A 22089-nucleotide genomic window follows, 5' to 3' on the forward strand; every position below is an offset into this window, starting at 1 on the left:
CGCGCTCGACCCGCGTGAAGGAGCCCCCGTGTCCTCTGCCCAGCCCGCCACCACCGTCCTGGACGAGGTCCCCCTGAAGCGGGCCCTCATCTCCGTGTACGACAAGACCGGGCTGGAGGAGCTCGCCACGGGCCTGCACGCTGCGGGCGTCTCCCTCGTGTCCACCGGCTCCACCGCGCAGCGCATCGCCGCGGCGGGGGTGCCCGTCACCGAGGTCGCGGACGTCACCGGGTTCCAGGAGTGCCTGGACGGGCGCGTGAAGACCCTGCACCCGCGCGTGCACGCGGGCATCCTGGCGGATCGCCGTCGAGAGGACCACGTGGCGCAGCTGGCCGAGCTCGAGGTGGAGCCCTTCGACCTCGTGGTGGTGAACCTCTACCCGTTCGTGGACACCGTGCGCTCAGGGGCGGACGAGGACGCCGTCGTCGAGCAGATCGACATCGGCGGCCCCTCCATGGTGCGGGCCGCCGCGAAGAACCACGCGTCGGTCGCCGTCGTGGTGGACCCGGCCCGCTACGGGGACGTGGTGGCCGCGGCCCAGCGCGGCGGCTTCGACCTGCGCACCCGCCGCCGCCTGGCCTCCCTGGCCTTCGCGCACACGGCCTCGTACGACAACGCCGTGGCCGCGTGGACCGCCGCCCACTTCGGGGACGACGACGCCGCGGCCGCCCCCGTCTTCCCGCCCTACGCCGGCTTCGCGCTCGAGCGCGCCGAGACCCTGCGGTACGGCGAGAACCCCCATCAGCCCGCGGCGCTGTACGTGGACCGCGAAGCCGCCCCGGGCGTGGCCCAGGCCGAGCTGCTGCACGGCAAGGCCATGAGCTACAACAACTACGTGGACGCCGACGCCGCCGTGCGCGCCGCGTTCGACCACGCCGCCCCCGCCGTCGCGATCGTCAAGCACGCCAACCCGTGCGGCGTGGCCGTGGCCGCCGAGGGCGAGGACGTGGCCGTGGCCCACGCCAAGGCCCACGCGTGCGACCCCGTGTCCGCGTTCGGCGGCGTGATCGCCGCCAACCGCCCCGTCACCCGAGCCATGGCCGAGCAGGTCCAGGGCATCTTCACAGAGGTGGTGGTGGCGCCCTCCTTCGGCGCCGAGGCCCTCGAGGTGCTCACCGCGAAGAAGAACCTGCGCCTGCTGGCCCTGCCCGAGGGCTTCGCGCGGGACGGGGTGGAGGCCAAGCAGGTCTCCGGCGGCATGCTCCTGCAGATCGCCGACGCCGTGGACGCCGACGGCGACGACCCCACGACCTGGACCCTCGTCGCCGGCGAGGCCGCAGACGAGGCGACGCTCGCCGACCTGGCCTTCGCGTGGCGCGCCGTGCGCGCCGCCAAGTCCAACGCCGTGCTGCTGGCGCACGACGGGGCGACCGTCGGCGTCGGCATGGGGCAGGTCAACCGCCTGGACTCCTGCCGCCTGGCCGTGGAGCGTGCCAACACCCTGAGCGCCGCGCAGACCGGCGGCCAGGACGTGACCACCGCCGGCGGCGCCGAGAACGTCTCCGGCGCGGGCGCTCCGGAGCGGGCCCGCGGCGCGGTGGCCGCCTCGGACGCGTTCTTCCCGTTCGCGGACGGCCTGCGGATCCTGATCGACGCCGGCGTGCGCGCCGTCGTCCAGCCGGGCGGCTCGGTCCGGGATGAGGAGGTCGTGGCCGAGGCCGAGGCCGCCGGGGTCACGATGTACCTCACCGGGGCGCGGCACTTCTTCCACGGGTGATCCGTCGCAGCACGACGTCGGGCGCCCTCGGAGGCCTGGTGTCGCGCTCTGGGGCGCCGGACGCCCGCCGGTAGAGTGACGCCGGAAACCCTGCATCCACGACTCTCAGGGCGTGGTCCGCGCCCCGTGCGAAGGAGAGAGCACCGCATGTCGAAGATCATCTACACGCTGACCGACGAGGCGCCCATGCTGGCGACCGCCTCCCTGCTGCCGATCGTGCGCGCGTATGCCGGCACCGCGGGCGTCGAGCTCGAGACCCGGGACATCTCCCTGGCCGGCCGCATCCTGGCCGCGTTCCGGGACGTCCTGCCCGAGGGGCAGCGCACCGACGACGCCCTCGCCGAGCTCGGCGCGCTGGTGAAGACTCCCGAGGCCAACGTCATCAAGCTGCCGAACATCTCCGCCTCCGTGCCGCAGCTGCGCGCCGCGATCAAGGAGCTGCAGGCCGACGGCTATGCGCTGCCCGACTACCCGGACGAGCCGGAGACGGACATGGAGAAGGACGCCAAGGCGCGCTACGACTCCGTCAAGGGCTCCGCCGTGAACCCGGTGCTCCGCGAGGGCAACTCCGACCGCCGTGCCCCCAAGGCGGTCAAGAGCTACGCCAAGAAGTTCCCCCACTCGATGGGCGAGTGGAGCAAGGACTCCCAGACCACCGTCGCCACCATGGGGGCAGACGACTTCCGGGCCAACGAGAAGTCGGTGACCCTCCCGGCCGACGACGTGCTGACCATCCAGTTCACGGGCGAGGACGGGCAGAAGAAGGTCCTCAAGGAGGGCTTGAAGGTCCTCAAGGGCGAGGTCGTGGACGGCACGTTCATGTCCGCCAAGGCCCTCGACGCGTTCCTCGCCGAGCAGGTCGAGCGCGCCAAGGAGGAGGGCCTGCTGTTCTCCGCCCACCTCAAGGCCACCATGATGAAGGTGTCCGACCCGGTGATCTTCGGCCACGTGGTAAAGGCCTACTTCGCCGACCTCTTCGCGCAGTACGGCGACCAGCTCGCGGCCGCCGGCCTGGACCCGAACAACGGCCTGGCCGCCATCGAGGCCGGCCTGGACCAGCTCGACGCCGAGACCGCCGAGGGCGTCCGCAAGGCCATCGCCGACGCCTACGAGAACGGCCCGGACGTGGCGATGGTGAACTCCGCCAAGGGCATCACCAACCTCCACGTGCCCTCCGACGTGATCGTGGACGCCTCCATGCCCGCCATGATCCGCACCTCCGGTCAGATGTGGAACAAGGACGACCGGACCCAGGACACCCTGGCGGTCATCCCGGACTCCTCCTACGCCGGCATCTATCAGGTGGTCATCGACGACTGCAAGGCCAACGGCGCCTACGACCCCACCACCATGGGCACCGTGCCGAACGTGGGTCTGATGGCACAGAAGGCCGAGGAGTACGGTTCGCACGACAAGACCTTCGTCATGGAGGCGGACGGCACCGTCGAGGTGAGGAACTCCGCCGGCGAGGTCCTGCTCTCCCACGAGGTCGAGGCCGAGGACATCTGGCGCGCCTGCCAGACCAAGGACGTCCCGGTGCAGGACTGGGTGAAGCTGGCCGTGACCCGCGCCCGCGCCTCCCGGACCCCCGCCGTGTTCTGGCTGGACGAGACCCGCGCCCACGACCGCGAGCTCATCAAGAAGGTCGAGAAGTACCTCCAGGACCACGACGCCGAGGGCCTGGACCTGCGGATCATGTCCCCCGTGGAGGCCACGAAGTTCACCGTGGAGCGCATGCGCCGCGGCAAGGACACCATCACCGTGACCGGCAACGTGCTCCGTGACTACAACACGGACCTGTTCCCGATCCTCGAGCTGGGCACCTCCGCCAAGATGCTCTCCATCGTCCCGCTGATCAACGGCGGCGGCCTGTTCGAGACCGGCGCCGGCGGCTCGGCCCCGAAGCACATGCAGCAGCTGGTGGAGGAGAACCACCTGCGCTGGGACTCCCTCGGTGAGTTCCTCGCCCTGGCCGTGTCCTTCGAGCACGAGGCCGCGCACAACGGCAACCATCGCGCGCAGGTGCTGGCCGACACCCTCGACGCCGCCACCGGCACCCTGCTCACCGAGGGCAAGTCCCCGCAGCGCAAGGCCGGCGAGCTGGACAACCGCGGCAGCCACTTCTACCTGGCGCTGTACTGGGCCCGCGAGCTGGCGCAGCAGACCGAGGACGCCGAGCTGGCGGCGGCGGCGAAGCCGGTCGCCGAGGAGCTGGAGGCCCAGGAGGAGACCATCCTGGCCGAGCTCAACGGCGTGCAGGGCTCCCCGGTGGACCTGGGCGGCTACTACGCGCCGGAGCTGGAGAAGGTCACCTCGGTGATGCGCCCGTCCGCGACGCTCAACGCGATCATGGCGAAGCTCGAGAAGTGAGCTGAGCGCTCAGCGTCCGCGCCCCCGGCCCCCGAGAGGGAGCCGGGGGCGTCCGCGTTCCGGGGCGCCGGACCGAGGGGTCGTGGGCCGGGCTCAGGCGTGGCGGGCCTCGTGGGCCAGCAGCGCGGCCTTGGCCGCGGGTCCGTAGAGGTAGCTCCCCGTCCCGCCCGCGGCCGGCACCACGCGGTGGCACGGCACGACGACGGCGGCCAGGTTGGCCCCGCACGCCCTGCCCGCCGCGCGGACCGCCCGGGCCGAGCCCGCCCGCTCGGCCAGCGCGCCGTACGTGACGGGGGCGCCCGGGGCGACGCGGCGCAGGGCCGCCCACGCGGCCTGGCGGAAGGCGGTGCCGGGCTGGATGACGGCGAGGCCGGCCAGCGCGCCCACGTCCCCTGCCACGTATGCCGCGAGCGCGTCCGCCACCGGCTGCCCGACCCCGTCCCGCGGCTCGACGGGCCGCGGGTCCATCTCCCGCTCGGCGGTGGCCGGGGCGATCGCCTCGAGCCGGTCCATCAGCTCCAGCAGCAGGCGGCCGATGGCCGCGGCCGGTGGCTCGGCGTCGACGGGGACGGCGATGCCGGAGGCGCGGACGGCGTCGTCCTCGGGGGAGAAGACCGCCACGAGGGTCATCTCGGTGTCCGGCAGGGCGGCGGCGGTCCAGCGCAGCTCGGGGAGCATCGCGGCGGGATGGGTCATGGCTTCCTCACGGGACGGCGTCGTCGGTCGCCCCCATTCTCCCGTGCCGCGCCCGGCACTGATGCCGCGTCGGGGGCGTGTGCCACAGTGGGCCCATGACGCAGACACGTGTGTTCGAGCACCGCACCCTCCTGGCCCACCCCCGCGAGACCGTGTGGGGGTGGATGGCCAACCCCGGCGCGCTGCAGCGGCTGAACCCGCCCTTCGCCTCCGAGCTGGTGTCCGGTCCCACGAACGGACTGGCCGTGGGGTCGGAGACACGCCTGCGCATCGCCGCCCCCGGCGCGCTGGGGCTGTTCACGGGCGCGGCGGACGGCTTCCTCAGGACCGTGCTGCCCTCCGCCGTGACCGGGCGCCTCCCGGACGCCGCTGCGCCGCGCCTGCCCTGGCTCGCCCGGCACACCGCCTACGAGGAGGGGCGGATGTTCCGGGACGAGATGGTCTCCGGGCCGCTGGCCTCGTGGGTGCACACGCACCTGTTCGAGGACGCGGCCCCCGGTGAGGCGGACACGGCGGACGGCCGCCCCGGCACCGTCGTGCTGGACCGCGTGGAGTACGCGCTGCCCGCGCAGTCCCTGCTGGGCCGGGTGCCCGGCGTCGGCGGGGCGGCCTCGGCGAAGGCGCACGCGCTGTTCGAGGCCGAGCTGCGCCGCCAGTTCGCCTACCGGGCCCGCGTGCTCGCCGAGGACCTCGACTTCCACGCCGCCCATCCCGGCCCGCTCACCGGCGGTCCGCGCCGCACCGTCGCAGTCACCGGCGCCGGAGGGCTGATCGGCACGCAGCTGTGCGCCCTGCTGACGTCCGGCGGGCACCGCGTGATCCGCCTGGTCCGGGATCCGCGGTCCGTCACCGGGGAGGACACCACCCTGTGGGACCCGCTGCGAGGGACCGTGGACGACCGCGCCCTGGGGGAGGCCGACGTCGTGGTGAACCTGGCGGGGGAGCCGATCGCCGGGCGCTTCACCCCGGAGCACAAGGAGGCCGTGCACGCCTCCCGCGTGCAGGGCACCCGCACGCTCGTGGACGCGATCGCCCGCCTGCCCCAGGAGGACCGCCCGGCCCTCGTGAACGGCTCGGCGATCGGCTACTACGGAGCCGACGCCGGCACGGGCCCGTTCGGCTCGGGGCTGGCCGAGGAGCTGGAGCCGGGCTCGGACTTCCTCGCCGGGGTGGTGGCGGACTGGGAGGCCGAGGCCCGGCGTGCCGGGGAGCTGGGCGTGCGCGTGGTGACGGTCCGCACCGGCATCGTGCTCTCCCCGGCCGGCGGCATGCTGCAGCAGATGCTGCCGCTGTTCCTGGCCGGCGCGGGCGGGCCCATGGCCACGCGCGGCGGCAAGAGCCACGACGGCAGCCCTTGGGTGAGCTGGATCGGGGAGGACGACATCGCGGGGATCCTGGCGCACGCCGTCCTCGACGATGCCGTCTCGGGTCCCTACAACGGCACCGCGCCCGAGCCGGTCACCGCCAAGGAGTTCGCCCGCACCCTGGGGAGCGTGCTCCGGCGCCCTTCCGCCCTCCCGGTGCCCGGGTTCGGCCCCCGCCTGCTGCTCGGCGCCGAGGGTGCCGCGGAGACGGTGGAGGCCGACCAGAAGGCCGTGGCGGACCGGCTCCTGGCCTCCGGCTACGCCATGCGTGCCCCCGGCCTGGAGGACGCGCTGCGCCACGCCCTGGGGCGCTGAGGCCCCGGGAGTGGGGCAGGACCTCAGCAGCGGGCGCGGCCCGCGCAGGCCGCGTCCGCTGCCGGGGCCCTCAGTCCTGCAGCGCGCCGGTCTCCCGGATCAGCTGGCTCAGGGCGGTGTACGCGTCCCGGGCCAGGGCCTCCCACAGGACCATGGCCAGCCGCGGGGAGGCCTCCTGGAGGGCGTACATGACCTGGGCGGTGAGCACGCGGGTGGTCACCCGGCCGCGGGCGCGCACGGTGGAGGGCTGCCGGCCCGGCTGGCCGAGGGCCATCTCGCCGAACGTCATGCCGGGGGTCAGCACGGTACGGCGCACGCGCCGGCCGCCGGTGCCCTGGCCGGTGAGCTCCACGCGCCCCGACGTGATCACATAGATCCCGCCGAACGGCTGGCCGGCGCGGCGGATGATCTGTCCGTCCTCGTAGACGCGCTCGTCCATCATGGACTCCAGCGTCCGGGCGTCCTCTTCTGAGAGGTGCTGCAGCAGAGGGGCCATCGCGGCCTCCTCCGCAGAGTCCGGCAGCAGCTCGGGGGCGTGCCGCGCCAGCAGGCGCTGCTCCGCCCACTGGGCCGCACGGGAACGGGAGTCGAAGAACTGGAACGCGGCACCGGAGCAGCCGGGGCGGGTCTCGTCGTCGTCGGTGCAGGGGTCCGGCAGGTCCACGCCGGCCTCCCGGGCGGCGGCGAGCAGCGCCCCCACGGCGGTGGAGTCCCGATCCACCAGGAGCACGTCGAGGCCGTCCGCGAGCGCCCCGGCGAACCACTGCGCCACGATCACGCGCGCGGCGTGGGACACCGAGCTGACGGAGCGGATGTCCAACACGAGGGTCTCGAGGGACTCGGGCAGGGTGCGCAGCACGTGGGCGAGGGCGTCCACCTGGCTGAACCCCACGTGTCCGCCGAGCTCGATCACGTGGGCGTGGTCGCCGTGGGTGGAGAGGGCCTCGAGCACGCGGGCGCTGCGGACGGACCCCGAGGGGGCCTGGTCCACGCGGTAGTGCGAGCGGAAGGCCGCGCGGGGGGAGCCGGCGGCCTGGGAGGGGTGCAGCTCGAATTCGCGCACCAGGGTCCGCAGGGTCTGCAGGGCCGCGCGGGGCAGGACGTCGTCGTCCTCAGCCTCGCGGGGCGAGTGCACGGCGATCCCCATGTGGCCGGGCACCACCACCAGCACGGTGCCGCCGCGCGAGGAGGCCCAGCCGGGCTGGCCCACGTCGAACGCCCATGCGCCGTCCAGGGTGTCCATGCCGCACGCGTCCAGGACGGAGAGCACGGCGCGGACGGTCTCCTGCCTGAGGACGCGTTCGCCTGTGACGGGGTGCACGCCGTGGGCGGCGAGGGTCCCGGCCAACAGGGCGAGGTCCGCCACGGTGACGGGGGCGGCGCGCAGGGTGGCGACGTCCTCGAGCACCGACTCCGGGTCCGCGTCCAACGTCCCCGCCGAGCGCAGCAGCCACGCCGCGGCCCGGGTGTGGTGCTGCGCGCGGGACTCGGCGCGCACGGCCGCCTCGCCGGGGGTGGTCTCGCGGCCGATCAGCGCGGCCAGCAGCTGCAGGAGGCGGGCGGCGCGGTCGCGCCCGCCTCGGCCCTTGAGCAGGCCGGCCAGGGCGACCACGCCCGCGTTCTGCAGCGCGTTCAGAGGGCGGCCCGTGCCGGGCTCGAGCTCGAGGCGGTGCGCCTCGTCCGCGCGCGGCATCGTGGCCACGGCCTCGCCCACGCGCTCCGGCCCGAGGTCCTCCACGGCGAGCGCGTGCACCACGGCAGCGGCCAGGGACGCCAGGGCGACGGGCTCGAGCGGACCGGCGGTGTAGTGGTCCCCGCCCACGGTGGCGACGGCAACGGCGAGCGCACCTGTGCCGTCGTCGCCTGCGGGGTGGGCGGCGACGAGGCGGTCCAGGCGGCGCTGCACGGGAGACTCCATGGCGTCAGCCTAGTCGGCGCGACCACGCCGCACAGCGGGTTCGGGGGCCCGCTCACCGCGGAGGCGCGCGCGGACCACAATGGAGGTCGATGACCACCCCTTGCCCCGCCCCCGCCGCCCTCGCGCCCGCCGCCCGCCGCGCCCTCACGACGGCGGCCGGTCGCCTCACCGCGGACCTCGCCGTGCGTGCGGTGCTGCCGGAGCTCGAGTCCGCGCTCGCGGAGCGCGGGTCCGCGGTGGTCCACGCCCCGCCCGGCACGGGCAAGACCACGGCGGTGCCGCCGGCGGTGGCCCGGGGGCTGCCCCCCGAGGCCGGCGGGCGGGTCCTGGTGACGCAGCCCCGGCGCGTGGCGGTGCGCGCGGCGTGGCGACGTCTGCACGCCGCGCTCCTCGCCGCGGGGCTGCCTCGCGCGGAGGCGGACGCGGCCGTCGGCTACGCCGTGCGCGGGGACGCGGTGGGCTCCGGCCGCTCGGCGATCGAGTTCGTCACCCCCGGCCTGCTGCTGCGGCGGCTGCTGGCGGACCCGGGCCTGGACGGCGTCGGCGCCGTCGTGCTGGACGAGGTCCACGAGCGGGACCTCGACACGGACGTGCTGTTCGCCCTCCTGGCGGACCTGCGGCAGCTGCGCCCCGAGCTGCGCCTGCTGGCCATGTCCGCCACGATGGACGCGGAGGCCCTCGCCGACCGATGGGCCAGCGGCATGGGGGAGGATCCCGTGCCGGTGGTGCGCACTCCGGCCGTGCAGCACCCCCTGACGGAGGAGCACGAGCCGTTCGGTGCACCCCGGCTGACCCCCGAGGGCCGCGTGGACCGGGGGTTCCTGGACCACGTGGCCCGGGTGGCCGTCCGCGCCCACGCGGAGGCCCTCGCCGCGGACCCTGACGTGGACGCGCTCGTGTTCCTGCCCGGGGCCGGCGAGGCCGAGGACGTGGCCGGCCGGGTCCGCGCGCTCGCCCCGGACACCGAGGTGCGCGTGCTGCACGGGCGGCAGGAGCCCGAAGCGCAGGACGCCGCCCTCGCCGGGCGCACGGACCCGACCGTGCCGCGCGTGGTGGTGGCCACCGCCGTCGCCGAGTCCTCCCTCACCGTGCCCGGCGTCCGCCTCGTGATCGACTCCGGGCTCGCCCGCGAGCCCCGCCGGGACCGGGGACGGGGCATGGCCGGGCTCGTCACGGTGCAGGCCTCCCGCGCGGCGGCCGGCCAGCGCGCCGGTCGGGCCGCCCGCCTGGGCCCGGGGACGGTGGTCCGATGCCACTCCGCCGCGGCCCTCGGCGCCGCCCCGGCCGCCCCCACGCCCGCGCTGGCAGTGGCGGACCTGGACGCCGTGGCCCTGGCCTTCGCCGCCTGGGGTGCCCCGGGAGGGCGGGGCCTGGTCCTGCCGGAGGATCCGCCCGCCGACGCGCTGGCCGCCGCCACTGACCGGCTGAGCGCCCTGGGCGCGGTGGACGCCGAGGGCCGCGTCACCGAGCACGGCCGGACGCTCTCGGCCCTGCCCGTCGACCCGGCCCTCGGTCACGCCCTGCTCGCCGGTGCCGCGTGGGTGGGGGCGGAGGCGGCCGCGGAGACGACGGCGGCCCTCGCCCTGGACCTGCGGCCCGACGGTGCGGACCTCGAGGCGCTGGTGGCGGCCCTGCGCGCCGGGCGGCACCCGGAGTCCCGCCGCTGGCGCCGTGAGGCGGACCGGCTGGCCCGTCTGGCCCGCCGCGGGCCGGGGGCCGCGGCGACCGCGCCGTCCGTCGGGCCGGCACCGTCGGGGGCTCGCGCCCATCCCGTCGGCGCCGTCGCGGCCCTCGCCGCGCCCGGACGCGTAGCCCGCCGGGTCGCGGGGGCGCAGACCTGGCTCCTGGCCTCGGGCACCCGGGCTGCCCTGCCCCGCGGCGCCGAGGCCCTGCGCGGGCTGGAGTGGCTCGCCGTGGCCGAGGCCGGCCGGGTCACCGGCGAGGCCGCGGGCACCGGCGCTCTGATCCGGGCGGCCGCCCCGCTCGATGAGGCCACCGCGCGGGCCGCCGCCGCGGCCCTGCTGCGGAAGGAGACCGTCGCCGCGTGGTCGGGGGAGCGGCTCGTGGGCCGGCACCGGAGCCTGCTCGGCCGCATCGTCCTGGCCGAGGGGCCCGGCGAGGTGACGGAGCAGGCGGCGCGGGACGCCGTCGTCGAGCGGCTGACCGAGGCGGGCCTGGCTGGGATCGAGGGCGGCTCCCCGGACCGCCCCGGGCCGGGGGAGCGGCTGCGCCGGCGCGTGCACCTGCTGCACCGCGTCCTCGGCGCGCCGTGGCCGGAGATGACGGACGGTGCGCTCGCGGAGCTGGAGCCGTTCACCGTGGCGGCAGCCGTCGAGCTGGCCGCGGGCCGCTCCGTGCGCTCCGTGGACGCGGCCGGCCTGCTGCGCGGCCTGCTGCCCTGGCCCGAGGCGGGGCGGCTGGACGAGCTCGCGCCCGAGGACCTCGAGGTCCCCAGCGGCCGTCGGGTGCGGCTGGACTACCCGGCCACGGACCAGGACACCGCCCCCGTGCTGGCCGCCAAGCTGCAGGAGTTCTTCGGGGCGCGTGTCACCCCCGCGGTGGCGGACGGCCGACAGCCGGTGCTGCTCCACCTGCTCTCCCCGGCCGGGCGCCCGCTCGCGGTGACCGCGGACCTGCCCTCCTTCTGGGCGGGCCCGTACGCCCACGTGCGCGCGGAGAACCGGGGTCGCTACCCCAAGCATCCGTGGCCCGAGGACCCCGCGAGCGCCCGGCCCACCGCCCGGACGAACAGCCGACTCCAGAGGTGACGCACAGCGGGGCAGGTCATCGCGGGGGTAGGATCCACGTCACACTCCACCGAGGAAGAATGAGGTCGAGCACCGATGAGACAGACCCGGTCCCGGGCCGCGCGAGGGGCCACGCTGGCCTCCGTGGCGGCCGCCGGGGCGCTCCTGATGGCCGGCTGCGCACCGGCGGAGGAGACCCCCACCCTCACCTGGTACACCAACCCCGACGACGGCGGCCAGGCCGAGATCGCGAAGATCTGCACGGACGCCGCGGACGGTCGGTACACGATCGAGACGTCGATGCTCCCCAACGACGCGGCGTCCCAGCGCGAGCAGCTGACCCGGCGGCTCGCGGCCGGCGACACCTCCATGGACATCATGTCCCTGGACCCGCCGTTCATCCCCGAGCTGGCCGAGCCGGGCTTCCTCGCCCCCGTGCCGCAGGACGTCCAGGAGCACGCGAAGGCGAACACGCTCGAGGGCGCGCTCGCCGGCGCGATGTGGAAGGACACCATGGTGTCCGTCCCGTTCTGGGCCAACACGCAGCTGCTCTGGTACCGCAAGTCGGTCGCGGAGGAGGCGGGCCTGGACATGTCCCAGCCCGTGACCTGGGACCAGCTCATCGAGGCCGCCCGCCAGACGGACACCGAACTCGGCGTCCAGGGCAACCGCGCCGAGTCCATGACCGTGTGGGTGAACGCCCTCGTGGAGGGCGGCGGCGAGAGCATCATCGCCGATCCCGCCGCCCCGGCGAACGAGATCCAGACCAACCTGGACTCCGAGGCCGGCCGCAAGACCGCCGAGATCATCTCCACCATCGGCAGGGAGGGCCTCGGCTCCGCCGGCCTGCCCACGCAGGCCGAGAACGAGTCCATGCTCCTGTTCCAGGGGGACACCGGCTCCTTCATGGTCAACTGGCCGTTCGTGTGGCCGGCCACGCTGAAGGGCGCCGAGTCCGGCGCGCTGCCGGCGGACCTGCCGGAGGACATCGGCTGGGCGCTGTACCCGCAGACCATGGAGGGGCAGGAGTCCGCCCCGCCGCTGGGCGGCATCAACCTGGGCGTCGGCGCCGAGTCCGAGCACCCGGAGCTGGCGTACGACGCGGTCTCCTGCATCACCAGCGCCGAGAACCAGGCGCTGTACTTCAGGGACAACGGCAACCCCGCCGCGGACCCGAAGGCCTACGAGGACCCGGAGGTGCTCGATCAGTACCCCATGGCCCCGCTCGTGCGTGACTCCCTGGACCAGGCGGCCCCGCGACCCCAGACCCCGTACTACAACGAGGTCTCGACGGCCATCCAGCTGAGCTTCACGCCGCCGTCGGCGGTCGACCCGGCCACCACCCCGGCCGCCACCGACCAGTTCATCGAGGAAGTCCTGCGAGGGGAGCGTCTGCTGTGAGCACCGCCGTCGAGTCCACGCCCCGCCCGAGGGGGCGCGCGAAGTCCGCACGCGCGACGTCGGAGGCCCGCCTCGGCTGGCTGCTGGCCGGTCCCGCGTTCTTCGTGATGCTGTTCGTGGTCCTGTACCCGATCCTCCAGGCCCTGTACGACTCCCTGTTCACGTACCGCCTCACGGCGCCGGACGACAAGCAGTTCGTGGGCCTGGCCAACTACGGGGTCATCCTCTCCGACCCGGTGTTCTGGAAGGACCTGGGCGTCACCGTGCTGATCACGGTGGTGACCGTGCTGGTCGAGCTGATCCTCGGCTTCCTCCTGGCCCTGGCCATGCACCACGCCATCAAGCAGACCCGCGGCCTGATCCGCACCATGATCCTGGTGCCGTACGGCATCATCACCGTGGTCTCCGCGTTCGCGTGGTACTACATGTTCTCGATCGACTCGGGCTTCATCAACAGCTGGTTCAGCTGGGTCCCGGGCATCACCGCGGACCTGAACTGGTTCGCCGAGGGCTCCACGGCGCTGTCCGTGATCATGCTCTCCGAGATCTGGAAGACCACGCCGTTCATCTCCCTGCTCCTGCTGGCCGGCCTGGCCCAGGTGCCGGGCGACCTCACCGAGGCCGCCGCCGTCGACGGCGCCTCCTGGTGGCAGCGCATGCGGCTGGTCATCCTGCCGAACATGAAGGCCTCCATCATGGTGGCCGTGCTGTTCCGCGCGATGGACGCGTTCCGCATCTTCGACGCCGTCTACATCATGACCAACGGCGCCTACGGCACCGAGGTCCTGTCCCTGCTGGCCTATCGCACGTCCATCGGCCGGCTGGAGATCGGCATGGGCTCGGCCATCTCCGTGATCCTGTTCCTGTGCGTGGCGCTGATGGCGTTCATCGCCGTGAAGGTCTTCAAGGTGGACCTGGCCGACCGAGGAGGTTCCAAGTGAGCACCGGCAATCCCGTCCCCGCCCCGCAGGAGGCGGTGACCACGCGCCCCGGCACCGACGACCGCCACCCCGAGGCCGGCGGGTCCGTGGGCCGCCGCGACGTGGCCCCCGAGACCGCCCGCCGCGGCAAGCGCGGCCAGGGCACCCTCCTGTGGTGGATCCTGGCCCTCGTGATCGGCGTGTGGTGCCTGTTCCCGCTGTTCTCCATCTTCGCGACGTCGTTCAAGGCGCCGTCGGACCTCGCCAACGGCGCGCTGCTGCCGACCACCTGGTCGACCGAGAACTACCGGGAGATCTTCGTGGGCGACTCCCGCGAGCTCTTCCTCACCGCGCTGCGGAACTCGATCGGCATCACCGTGATCGCCACCCTGATCGCGGTGGTCCTGGCGACCCTCGCGGCCTACGCGATCGCGCGCCTGGACTTCCCGGGCAAGAAGCTCGTGCTGACCGTGTCCCTCATGGTCTCCATGTTCCCGGTGATCTCCTTGGTCACGCCGCTGTTCAACATGTGGCGCGTGCTGGGCCTGTACGACACGTGGCTCGGCCTGATCATCCCCTACCTGTCCCTCACCCTGCCGATCTCCATCTGGACGCTCGCCGCGTTCTTCAAGCAGATCCCGTGGGAGCTCGACCAGGCCGCGCAGGTGGACGGCGCCACGCCGCTGCAGGCGTTCCGCAAGGTGATCGTCCCGCTGGCCGCCCCCGGCGTGTTCACGACGGCGATCATCGCCTTCTTCATCGCCTGGAACGACTTCGTGTTCGGCATCTCGCTGACCTCCACCGAGACCGCCCGCACGGTGCCCGCCGCGCTCGCGTTCTTCACCGGCGCCTCGCAGTTCGAGTCGCCGACCGGGGCGATCTCCGCCGCGGCGATCATCGTGACCATCCCGATCGTGATCCTGGTGCTGCTCTTCCAGCGTCAGATCGTGGCCGGCCTGACCAACGGCGCGGTCAAGGGCTGAGGCCCGCCACGCGAGACCTGAGAAAGGATCCCTGAACGATGGCCTCCATCACCCTGAACCACATCGAGAAGGTCTACGACGACGGCTACCACGCCATCCGGGACGTGAACCTGGACATCGAGGACGGCGAGTTCGTCATCCTCGTGGGGCCCTCCGGCTCCGGCAAGTCCACCCTGCTGCGCATGATCGTGGGCCTCGAGGACATCTCGGACGGCGAGCTGCTGATCGACGGGCGCCGCGTGAACGAGGCGGCCCCCAAGGACCGCAACCTCGCCATGGTGTTCCAGAACTACGCCCTCTACCCGCACCTGTCGGTGTACGAGAACATCGCGTTCCCGCTGCGCCTGTCCAAGGACTCCTCCCTCACGGAGGAGGTCATCGACCGCAAGGTGCGCGACGCCGCCCGCGTGCTCGAGCTCCAGGACCACCTGGAGCGCAAGCCCGGCAACCTCTCCGGCGGCCAGCGCCAGCGCGTGGCCATGGGCCGCGCGATCGTCCGTGAGGCGGACGCGTTCCTCTTCGACGAGCCGCTGTCCAACCTGGACGCCAAGCTCCGCGGGCAGATGCGTGCCGAGATCTCGCAGCTGCAGCGCCGCCTGGCCACCACGTCCGTGTACGTGACCCACGATCAGACCGAGGCCATGACCCTCGGCGACCGCGTGGCCGTGCTCAAGAAGGGCGTGCTGCAGCAGGTCGCGTCTCCGCGCGAGCTCTACGAGCAGCCGCTCAACCTGTTCGTGGCCGGCTTCATCGGCTCCCCGTCGATGAACTTTCTGCCCGTGTCCGTGCGGCAGCAGGGCGGCCAGTACGTGCTGTCCTACCCGATCGGCGACATCCCCGTGCCCGCGGAGAAGGCCCGCAAGGCCGAGGGTCGGGACATCGTGTTCATGGGCCTGCGCCCGGAGTTCTTCCAGGACGCCGAGCTGGTGGAGGACCACAAGCGGCCGAACGGCTCCGAGTTCGAGGCCACGCTGACCCACCTGGAGTGGCTGGGCCACGAGCAGTACGGCTACATCGAGTTCGAGCCGGACCCGAAGGTGGCGGAGCTGCTGTCCGCTCTGGCGAAGGACCTCGACGCGGACGAGCTGCGCCCCGTCGTCGTGACCACCCTCTCCGCGGAGTCCACCGCCCGCCCGGGCGTGCCGACCCGCCTGTGGGTGGACACCACGCGCATCCACCTCTTCGACCCGGAGACCGGCGAGAACCTCACCCGCGACGCGGAGGCCGGTGCCGAGCTGACCCGCCGCACCGCGGAGGCCCGCCGCCGTCAGATCGAGGCCGCGCAGGCCAGGGACGCCGCGTCCCGCGCCTGACCCGCGCCACGCGCACGGGGCCCGTCCCCTCCTTCACCGGAGGGGGCGGGCCCCGTCGTCGTGGCGGCCGGCGGTCAGTCCAGCTGCGCCGCCCGGTGGGCGGCGGCGAGCTCGAGGTAGGTGCGGGCGTTGACCGTCAGGCCCGCGCGCTCCTCGTCCGTGAGCGGCCGGCGGACCGTCGCGGGCACGCCGGCCACGAGGGAGCCCTCGGGGACCTCGGTGCCCTCCAGCACGAGCGCGCCCGCGGCCACGAGGGACCCGGCACCGATCCGGGCCCCGTTCATCACGGTGGCGGACATGCCGATCAGGCAGTCGTCGCCCACGGTGGCCCCGTGCACCACGGCGGAGTGGCCCACGGAGACGCCGGCGCCGAGGGTGCACGGGAAGTCCGCGTCCGCGTGCAGCACCACGTTGTCCTGCAGGTTGGTGCGCTCGCCCACGCGGATGGGGGCGGAGTCGCCGCGCACGGAGACCCCGTAGAACGCGGAGGAGCGCTCCGCCATCTCGACGTCGCCGGTGATCGCGGCCGTGGGGGCCAGGAAGACGGACTCGTGGACGCGGGGCGTGGCGCCCCGCACGGTGAGGATGTGTGCCATGCCCTCAGGCTAGGCGGGGGGTCAGGCGAAGACGACCGTCCGGTGTCCGTCCAGGAGCACGCGGTGCTCGGCGTGCCAGCGCACGGCCTGGACCAGGGTGGCGCCCTCCACGTCCCGGCCGCGGCGGACGAACTCCGCCACGGTCTGGGCGTGCGTGACCGGCTGGACGGACTGCGCGATGATCGGGCCCTCGTCCAGGTCCGCCGTGACGTAGTGGGCGGTGGCGCCGATCAGCTTCACCCCGCGTGCGTGGGCCTGGTGGTACGGCCGAGCCCCCTTGAAGGACGGCAGGAACGAGTGGTGGATGTTGATGGCCATGCCCTCCAGGTCCCGGCACAGCCCGTCCGAGAGGATCTGCATGTAGCGGGCCAGGACCACGAGGTCCACGTCGTGCTCGCGGATCAGCTCGCGCAGGCGCGCCTCCGCGGCCTCCTTGGACTGCCCCGCGGCGGGGTCGGAGGACAGGGGCACGTGGACGAACGGCACACCGTGGAACGCCGCGAGCGGCTCCAGGTCCGTGTGGTTGGAGACCACGGCCGGGATCTCGACGGCGAGCCCGCCGGTGCGCTGCTGGAACAGCAGGTCGTTGAGGGTGCGCCCGTCCTTCGAGCACATCACCAGCGTGCGCATGGGGCGGTCGGCGTCCCACACCTGCAGGTGCAGGTCGAACCGGTCGGTCGCCTGGGCCAGGGAGGCACGGATCCGCTCCAGCGGCGCGGGGGAGTCCACGGCCACCCGGAGGAAGAAGGTCCCGGTGTCGGGGGAGTGGTACTGCTGCGACTCGGTGATGTTGGCACCCTCGCCCAGCAGGGCGCCGGTCACGGCGTGCACGATCCCGGGTCGGTCCGGGCAGGAGAGGGTGAGGACGAGGCGGTGCGGCGCGGGGGCGGTCTCCATCCGGCGATGCTATCGACGAGTGCGGCCCGCGGGCGGCGTACGACCTCGCGAAGACGTGGTTGACGGCCCCCGGATGTGGGATCCTCGGGGGAGGACCGCCGGACCGGCGGCGGCGCGGCACATCCCCGGCTCGGCCGGCAGGGGCGGCGTCCGATTCACACCAGAGGAGCGCACCATGCCCCAGAGCACGCTGTACTGGATCATCGGCATCATCATCGTGGTGCTCGTGATCCTCATCATCGCGACCGCCGTGCGGTCGTCGCGCCGCCGCGAGGAGGCCGTCGTCGATGCCGCCCCGCACCCCGCCGCGCAGCCGGCCGCCACCACCGCGGCCGCCACCCAGGGCGGGGCCCTGGGCGCCACGGACGACCGTCACGAGACCGCCTCCGACGTCGACGCCGACGCCCGCCGTGCGGAGCGGGCCGAGGTCCGCGAGGAGACCCCCGTGGCCGGCGCGGCCACGTTCGACGCGCAGACCGCGGAGAAGAAGCCCACCTCCGGCTCCACGGCAGCGCCGCGCCCCGCCGCTGCCTCCGACGACGTGGTCCGCTCCGACGCCGAGGCCCGTCCGGCCTCGGCCCTGTCCACGTTCGACGCGGCCGAGGTGGACCGCCGTTCGACCGAGGAGTCCGCCCCGCGCAGCGGCGCCGCCGACGCGGCGCCGCTGGGTCTGGCCGCCGCCGGTGTGGCCGGTGGCACCGGCGTGACCGTGGACGAGGCCGACGCCGGCGTCGACCTGCCGGCGCCGCTCGGCGCCCCCACCGACGCCGACCGCGCCGCGGTGCCCGGCGTGGCCGGCGGCGAGGGCGTCGCGGTGGACAAGGCCGAGGACGCGACCCCGGAGCTCTCGGAGGAGGAGGCCCTGTCCCGTCCCGTGGCGGGCCTGCCCGGCATGCCCGGACGCGTGGAGGTCACCGAGGAGCAGCGTCGTGCCGCCGAGGCGGAGACCGGGACGGCGACCCCGTCCGCAGGCCACGCCCCGTCCGACGCTCCGGCGCAGTCCGTCCCGGGCACCGCGCCGCTCACCGGCGGGGACGCCCTGATCGAGGCGCCCGAGCACGCCCACGAGGCCCCGGAGCCGATCTACGAGACCCCGGCCTACATCCAGGACTCCACCACCGGCCAGGACCCCACGAAGGACCTGGCCGAGGGCGAGGTCTACGGCACCACGCCGCTCACCGGCGAGGACGCCGTGATCGAGGCACGCGCCGACGTCGCCGAGGCCGCGGACTCCACCGATGCCGGCCGTCCGGCCCGCTCCCGGTTCGAGGCCATCAAGGAGACCGTGGTGGACACCGCGGGGACCGTCGTCGAGAAGGCCGCCCCGGTGGCCGGCTCCGCCGCCCGCACCGTGGGCAAGGCCGCCGGCACCGTGGCCTCGACCCTCAAGGACAAGCTGGCGGACGCGCAGCGCCGCCGCTGGGGCCGCAAGTGACCCCGTGAGGTCCTGACCCGCGAGGAGGCCCCCGCAGCGTGATGCTGCGGGGGCCTCCTCGTGTGCGGCGAGGGGATCACGCGCCGGCCACGGGGAGGGCCGCGAGGGGCGCGCCACACTAGGATGAGGCCACCGACGCGGCCCGCGCCGCGGACCCCAAGCGAAGGGAACCCCCGTGACCCACACGCCCGACATCAACACGCTCCCGCTCTCCGAGGTGGACCCGGAGATCGCGCAGGCGCTCGCGGACGAGCTCGGCCGCCAGCGCGGCACCCTGGAGATGATCGCCTCCGAGAACTTCGTGCCGCGGGCCATCCTGCAGACGCAGGGCTCCGTGCTCACCAACAAGTACGCGGAGGGGTACCCGGGGCGTCGGTACTACGGCGGCTGCGAGTTCGTCGACGTCGCGGAGAACCTCGCCATCCAGCGCGCCAAGGACCTGTTCGGCGCCGAGCACGCCAACGTCCAGCCGCACGCCGGCGCGCAGGCCAACGTGGCCGTGATGACGGCCCTCATGGACCACGGGGACACCATGATGGGCCTGTCCCTGGCCCACGGCGGCCACCTGACCCACGGGATGAAGCTCAACTTCTCCGGCAAGAACTACAGCATCGCCGCCTACGAGGTGGACCCGGAGACCCACCGGATCGACATGGACAGGGTGCGCGAGGCCGCGAAGGCCGCCCAGCCCAAGGTGATCGTGGCCGGCTGGTCCGCGTACCCGCGCCAGCTGGACTTCGCCGCCTTCCGGGAGATCGCGGACGAGGTCGGCGCCAGGCTCTGGGTGGACATGGCCCACTTCGCCGGCCTGGTGGCCGCGGGCCTGCACCCGAACCCGGTGCCCCACGCCGACGTCGTCACCTCCACCGTGCACAAGACCCTCGCCGGTCCGCGCTCGGGCTTCATCCTCGCCAAGGAGGACCTGAAGAAGAAGATCGACTCCGCCGTGTTCCCGGGCCAGCAGGGCGGGCCGCTGATGCACGCGATCGCGGGCAAGGCCGTGGCGTTCAAGATCGCCGGCTCCGCCGACTTCAAGGAGAAGCAGGAGCGCACGCTCCAGGGCGCCCAGATCCTGGCCGAGCGCCTCACCGCGCCGGACATGGCCGAGGTGGGCGTCTCCGTGCTCACGGGCGGCACGGACGTGCACCTGGTCCTCGTGGACCTGCGCGAGTCCCAGCTGGACGGCAAGCGGGGCGAGGACATCCTGCACGAGGTCGGCATCACCGTGAACCGCAACTCCGTGCCGTGGGACCCGCGCCCGCCGATGACCACCTCGGGCCTGCGCATCGGCACCCCGGCCCTGGCCTCCCGCGGGTTCGGCGAGGCCGAGTTCCGGGAGGTCGCCGAGATCATCGCCGCCGCCCTGAAGCCCTCGCCGGACGTCGAGGCGCTGCGCGCCCGCGTCGTGAAGCTCACCGGCGACTTCCCGCTGTACGACGGCCTCGAGGAGTGGTGATCGGCCGATGACGGCGCAGAAGCTGGACGGCAAGGCGACGGCGGCCGCCCTCAAGGCCGAATTGAAGGACCGCGTGGCGGCGCTGGCCGAGACCGGCGTACGCCCTGGCCTGGGCACCCTCCTCGTAGGCGAGGACCCGGGCTCCCGCAAGTACGTGGCGGGCAAGCACGCGGACTGCGCCGAGGTGGGCATCGAGTCCCTCCAGCGTGAGCTGCCGGCGGACGCCACGCAGGACGAGATCCTCGCGGTGGTCCGGGAGCTGAACGAGGACCCGGCCTGCACCGGGTACATCGTGCAGCTGCCGCTGCCGAAGCACGTGGACACGCAGGCGGTGCTCGAGGCGATCGACCCCGAGAAGGACGCGGACGGCCTGCACCCCATGAACCTCGGGCGCCTGGTGGCCTCGGTGGGCGGGGAGCTGGACTCGCCGCTGCCGTGCACCCCGGCCGGCTGCGTCGAGCTGCTGCGCCGCCACGGCCTCGAGCTCGCGGGGAAGCATGTGCTGGTGATCGGTCGCGGCGTGACGATCGGCCGGCCCGCCGGCCTGGTGCTCACCCGCCGCGAGGTCAACGCCACCGTGACGCTGGCGCACACCGGCACCGAGGACCTGGACGCGCTCCTCGCGCAGGCCGACGTCGTGATCGCCGCGGCCGGCTCGGCGCACATGGTGCGCCCGGAGCAGGTCAAGGACGGCGTCATCGTGCTCGACGTGGGCGTCTCCCGCGTCGAGGGCGAGGACGGGACGGCCCGCATCCTGGGCGACGTCGACCCGGCGGTCGCCGAGAAGGCCGCCTGGATGGCACCCAACCCGGGCGGCGTCGGGCCCATGACCCGCGTGATGCTGCTGGCCAACGTGGTCCAGGCCGCCGAGCGCGCGGCTGCCCCGGAGGACTGGGCGGGCGAGCGGGCCCACCGCTGACGCGGACCGGCCGCGGGAGGGGCTAGGGTGGCCCGATGTGAGCCACCCCACCCCTGCCGCGGCCGTCATGTCCTCTGCCGACGCCGAGCCGCCCCTCGTCATCCGTGCCCGCGGCCTGCGCAAGCACTACGGCGACTTCCATGCCGTGAAGGGCATCGACCTCGAGGTGCGGCCAGGGGAGTGCTTCGGCCTGCTCGGCCCGAACGGGGCCGGCAAGTCCACCACCATGCGGATGCTGGCCGGCACCTCGCAGCGCACCGCGGGCGAGCTGACGATCCTCGGGATCGACCCGGAGGAGGACGGCCCGGCCGTCCGGGCGCATCTGGGCGTGGTACCGCAGCAGGACACCCTGGACGAGGAGCTCACCGCCCGGGAGAACATCCTGATCTACGGCCGCTACTTCGGCCTGCCCTACTCCTACCTGCGTCCCAAGGCGGACGAGCTGCTCGCCTTCGCCCAGCTCACCGAGAAGGCCGACGCGAAGGTCACCGACCTCTCCGGCGGCATGAAGCGGCGCCTCGTGATCGCCCGCGCGCTGGTGAACGAGCCCGCCCTGTTCCTGCTCGATGAGCCCACCACCGGCCTGGACCCGCAGGCGCGGCACACCCTCTGGGACCGCCTCTACCGGCTCAAGGAGCGCGGCACCACGCTGCTGCTCACCACGCACTACATGGACGAGGCCGAGCAGCTGTGCGACCGCCTCGTGGTGGTGGACGGCGGCGAGATCATGGCCTCCGGCACCCCGGCCGAGCTCATCCGCGAGCACGCCTCCCGCGAGGTCCTCGAGGCGCGCTTCGGCGCGGACCGCAACGAGGCCGCCGCCCGGGCCGTCCAGGCCCATGCGGGCGAGGGCGTGGTGCACCGCGTGGAGGTGCTCCCGGACCGCGTGCTGATCTACGCCGCGCACGCCGACGACCTGCACGGGGTGGTCCAGCGACTCGTGGACGACGGCGCCGTCCCCGCCCCCGTGACGACCCTGACCCGCCGCGCGAGCCTCGAGGACGTGTTCCTCATCCTCACCGGCCGCACTCTGGTGGACTGA

At 74.0% G+C, this 22089-nt stretch carries 16 protein-coding genes; 12 read left to right on the top strand and 4 right to left on the bottom strand.

Annotated elements, in window-relative coordinates; translation table 11 throughout:
- The first annotated feature begins 28 nt into the window (after positions 1-28).
- Together purH and MA879_RS01620 are read left to right on the top strand one after the other, a co-directional pair.
- The gene (gene purH, locus MA879_RS01615) at positions 29-1717 is read left to right on the top strand and encodes a bifunctional phosphoribosylaminoimidazolecarboxamide formyltransferase/IMP cyclohydrolase (RefSeq protein WP_248122774.1); all 1689 of its coding nucleotides are present in this window, start codon (positions 29-31) and stop codon (positions 1715-1717) included.
- A gap of 147 nt (positions 1718-1864) precedes the next feature.
- Positions 1865-4087: an NADP-dependent isocitrate dehydrogenase gene (locus tag MA879_RS01620; RefSeq protein WP_248122776.1), complete on the top strand. Its 2223-nt coding sequence runs from the start codon at positions 1865-1867 to the stop codon at positions 4085-4087.
- Between the two features lie 93 nt (positions 4088-4180).
- Here MA879_RS01620 and MA879_RS01625 read toward each other — a convergent pair whose 3' ends face one another.
- Complete coding sequence (locus tag MA879_RS01625) at positions 4181-4783, bottom strand: methylated-DNA--[protein]-cysteine S-methyltransferase (RefSeq protein ID WP_248122778.1); 603 nt, start codon at positions 4781-4783, stop codon at positions 4181-4183.
- 95 nt (positions 4784-4878) lie between these two features.
- Between MA879_RS01625 and MA879_RS01630 the strand changes: the two genes are divergently transcribed.
- Positions 4879-6462 (top strand): TIGR01777 family oxidoreductase, encoded by a 1584-nt coding sequence (locus tag MA879_RS01630; protein ID WP_248122786.1) that lies wholly within the window; start codon positions 4879-4881, stop codon positions 6460-6462.
- Between the two features lie 70 nt (positions 6463-6532).
- On the opposite strand, the gene MA879_RS01635 is transcribed toward MA879_RS01630, so the two are convergent.
- Positions 6533-8380 carry a glutaminase gene (locus tag MA879_RS01635; RefSeq protein WP_248122788.1) on the bottom strand — a complete coding sequence of 616 codons (1848 nt, stop codon included), beginning with the start codon at positions 8378-8380 and terminating at the stop codon, positions 6533-6535.
- Positions 8381-8469: 89 nt separating this feature from the next.
- Here MA879_RS01635 and hrpB point away from each other — a divergent pair, with 89 nt between their 5' ends.
- The 5 genes from hrpB (at position 8470) to MA879_RS01660 (ending at position 15744) form a co-directional block, all read left to right on the top strand.
- The gene (hrpB, locus tag MA879_RS01640; RefSeq protein WP_248122790.1) at positions 8470-11148 is read left to right on the top strand and encodes an ATP-dependent helicase HrpB; all 2679 of its coding nucleotides are present in this window, start codon (positions 8470-8472) and stop codon (positions 11146-11148) included.
- A 75-nt stretch (positions 11149-11223) separates the two neighbouring features.
- Positions 11224-12528 carry an extracellular solute-binding protein gene (locus tag MA879_RS01645; RefSeq protein ID WP_248122792.1) on the top strand — a complete coding sequence of 435 codons (1305 nt, stop codon included), beginning with the start codon at positions 11224-11226 and terminating at the stop codon, positions 12526-12528.
- Positions 12525-13469: a carbohydrate ABC transporter permease gene (locus MA879_RS01650; protein ID WP_248122794.1), complete on the top strand. Its 945-nt coding sequence runs from the start codon at positions 12525-12527 to the stop codon at positions 13467-13469. Before MA879_RS01645 ends, MA879_RS01650 begins: the two co-directional genes overlap by 4 nt.
- Positions 13470-13618: 149 nt before the next feature.
- Positions 13619-14431: a carbohydrate ABC transporter permease gene (locus MA879_RS01655; RefSeq protein ID WP_248123072.1), complete on the top strand. Its 813-nt coding sequence runs from the start codon at positions 13619-13621 to the stop codon at positions 14429-14431.
- Between the two features lie 38 nt (positions 14432-14469).
- Positions 14470-15744 (top strand): ABC transporter ATP-binding protein, encoded by a 1275-nt coding sequence (locus MA879_RS01660; RefSeq protein WP_248122796.1) that lies wholly within the window; start codon positions 14470-14472, stop codon positions 15742-15744.
- 74 nt (positions 15745-15818) lie between these two features.
- Here MA879_RS01660 and MA879_RS01665 read toward each other — a convergent pair whose 3' ends face one another.
- Both MA879_RS01665 and purU read right to left on the bottom strand, forming a co-directional pair.
- The gene (locus tag MA879_RS01665) at positions 15819-16340 is read right to left on the bottom strand and encodes a gamma carbonic anhydrase family protein (RefSeq protein WP_248122798.1); all 522 of its coding nucleotides are present in this window, start codon (positions 16338-16340) and stop codon (positions 15819-15821) included.
- A gap of 21 nt (positions 16341-16361) precedes the next feature.
- Positions 16362-17237 carry a formyltetrahydrofolate deformylase gene (purU, locus tag MA879_RS01670; protein WP_248122800.1) on the bottom strand — a complete coding sequence of 292 codons (876 nt, stop codon included), beginning with the start codon at positions 17235-17237 and terminating at the stop codon, positions 16362-16364.
- A 175-nt stretch (positions 17238-17412) separates the two neighbouring features.
- Between purU and MA879_RS01675 the strand changes: the two genes are divergently transcribed.
- From MA879_RS01675 to MA879_RS01690, 4 genes are all read left to right on the top strand, one after another.
- A complete protein-coding gene (locus tag MA879_RS01675) occupies positions 17413-18672 on the top strand; it encodes a hypothetical protein (protein ID WP_248122802.1) in 1260 nt (419 codons plus the stop codon).
- A 175-nt stretch (positions 18673-18847) separates the two neighbouring features.
- A complete protein-coding gene (glyA, locus tag MA879_RS01680) occupies positions 18848-20128 on the top strand; it encodes a serine hydroxymethyltransferase (RefSeq protein WP_248122804.1) in 1281 nt (426 codons plus the stop codon).
- 7 nt (positions 20129-20135) lie between these two features.
- Positions 20136-21047, top strand: coding sequence for a bifunctional methylenetetrahydrofolate dehydrogenase/methenyltetrahydrofolate cyclohydrolase (locus MA879_RS01685; protein ID WP_248122806.1), 912 nt, complete (start codon positions 20136-20138; stop codon positions 21045-21047).
- A gap of 67 nt (positions 21048-21114) precedes the next feature.
- Complete coding sequence (locus MA879_RS01690) at positions 21115-22089, top strand: ABC transporter ATP-binding protein (protein WP_248123074.1); 975 nt, start codon at positions 21115-21117, stop codon at positions 22087-22089.

Origin of the sequence: Micrococcus lacusdianchii (assembly GCF_023155805.1) — a bacterium.
GTDB lineage: Bacteria > Actinomycetota > Actinomycetes > Actinomycetales > Micrococcaceae > Micrococcus > Micrococcus lacusdianchii.

Coding starts and splice junctions, on each gene's coding strand:
- MA879_RS01630 (WP_248122786.1), top strand. CDS start 4,879: ATGACGCAGACACGTGTGTTCGAGCACCGCACCCTCCTGGCCCACCCC.
- purU (WP_248122800.1), bottom strand. CDS start 17,237: ATGGAGACCGCCCCCGCGCCGCACCGCCTCGTCCTCACCCTCTCCTGC.
- MA879_RS01675 (WP_248122802.1), top strand. CDS start 17,413: ATGCCCCAGAGCACGCTGTACTGGATCATCGGCATCATCATCGTGGTG.
- MA879_RS01690 (WP_248123074.1), top strand. CDS start 21,115: ATGTCCTCTGCCGACGCCGAGCCGCCCCTCGTCATCCGTGCCCGCGGC.
- MA879_RS01625 (WP_248122778.1), bottom strand. CDS start 4,783: ATGACCCATCCCGCCGCGATGCTCCCCGAGCTGCGCTGGACCGCCGCC.
- hrpB (WP_248122790.1), top strand. CDS start 8,470: ATGACCACCCCTTGCCCCGCCCCCGCCGCCCTCGCGCCCGCCGCCCGC.
- MA879_RS01660 (WP_248122796.1), top strand. CDS start 14,470: ATGGCCTCCATCACCCTGAACCACATCGAGAAGGTCTACGACGACGGC.
- MA879_RS01645 (WP_248122792.1), top strand. CDS start 11,224: ATGAGACAGACCCGGTCCCGGGCCGCGCGAGGGGCCACGCTGGCCTCC.
- MA879_RS01685 (WP_248122806.1), top strand. CDS start 20,136: ATGACGGCGCAGAAGCTGGACGGCAAGGCGACGGCGGCCGCCCTCAAG.
- MA879_RS01620 (WP_248122776.1), top strand. CDS start 1,865: ATGTCGAAGATCATCTACACGCTGACCGACGAGGCGCCCATGCTGGCG.
- MA879_RS01665 (WP_248122798.1), bottom strand. CDS start 16,340: ATGGCACACATCCTCACCGTGCGGGGCGCCACGCCCCGCGTCCACGAG.
- MA879_RS01635 (WP_248122788.1), bottom strand. CDS start 8,380: ATGGAGTCTCCCGTGCAGCGCCGCCTGGACCGCCTCGTCGCCGCCCAC.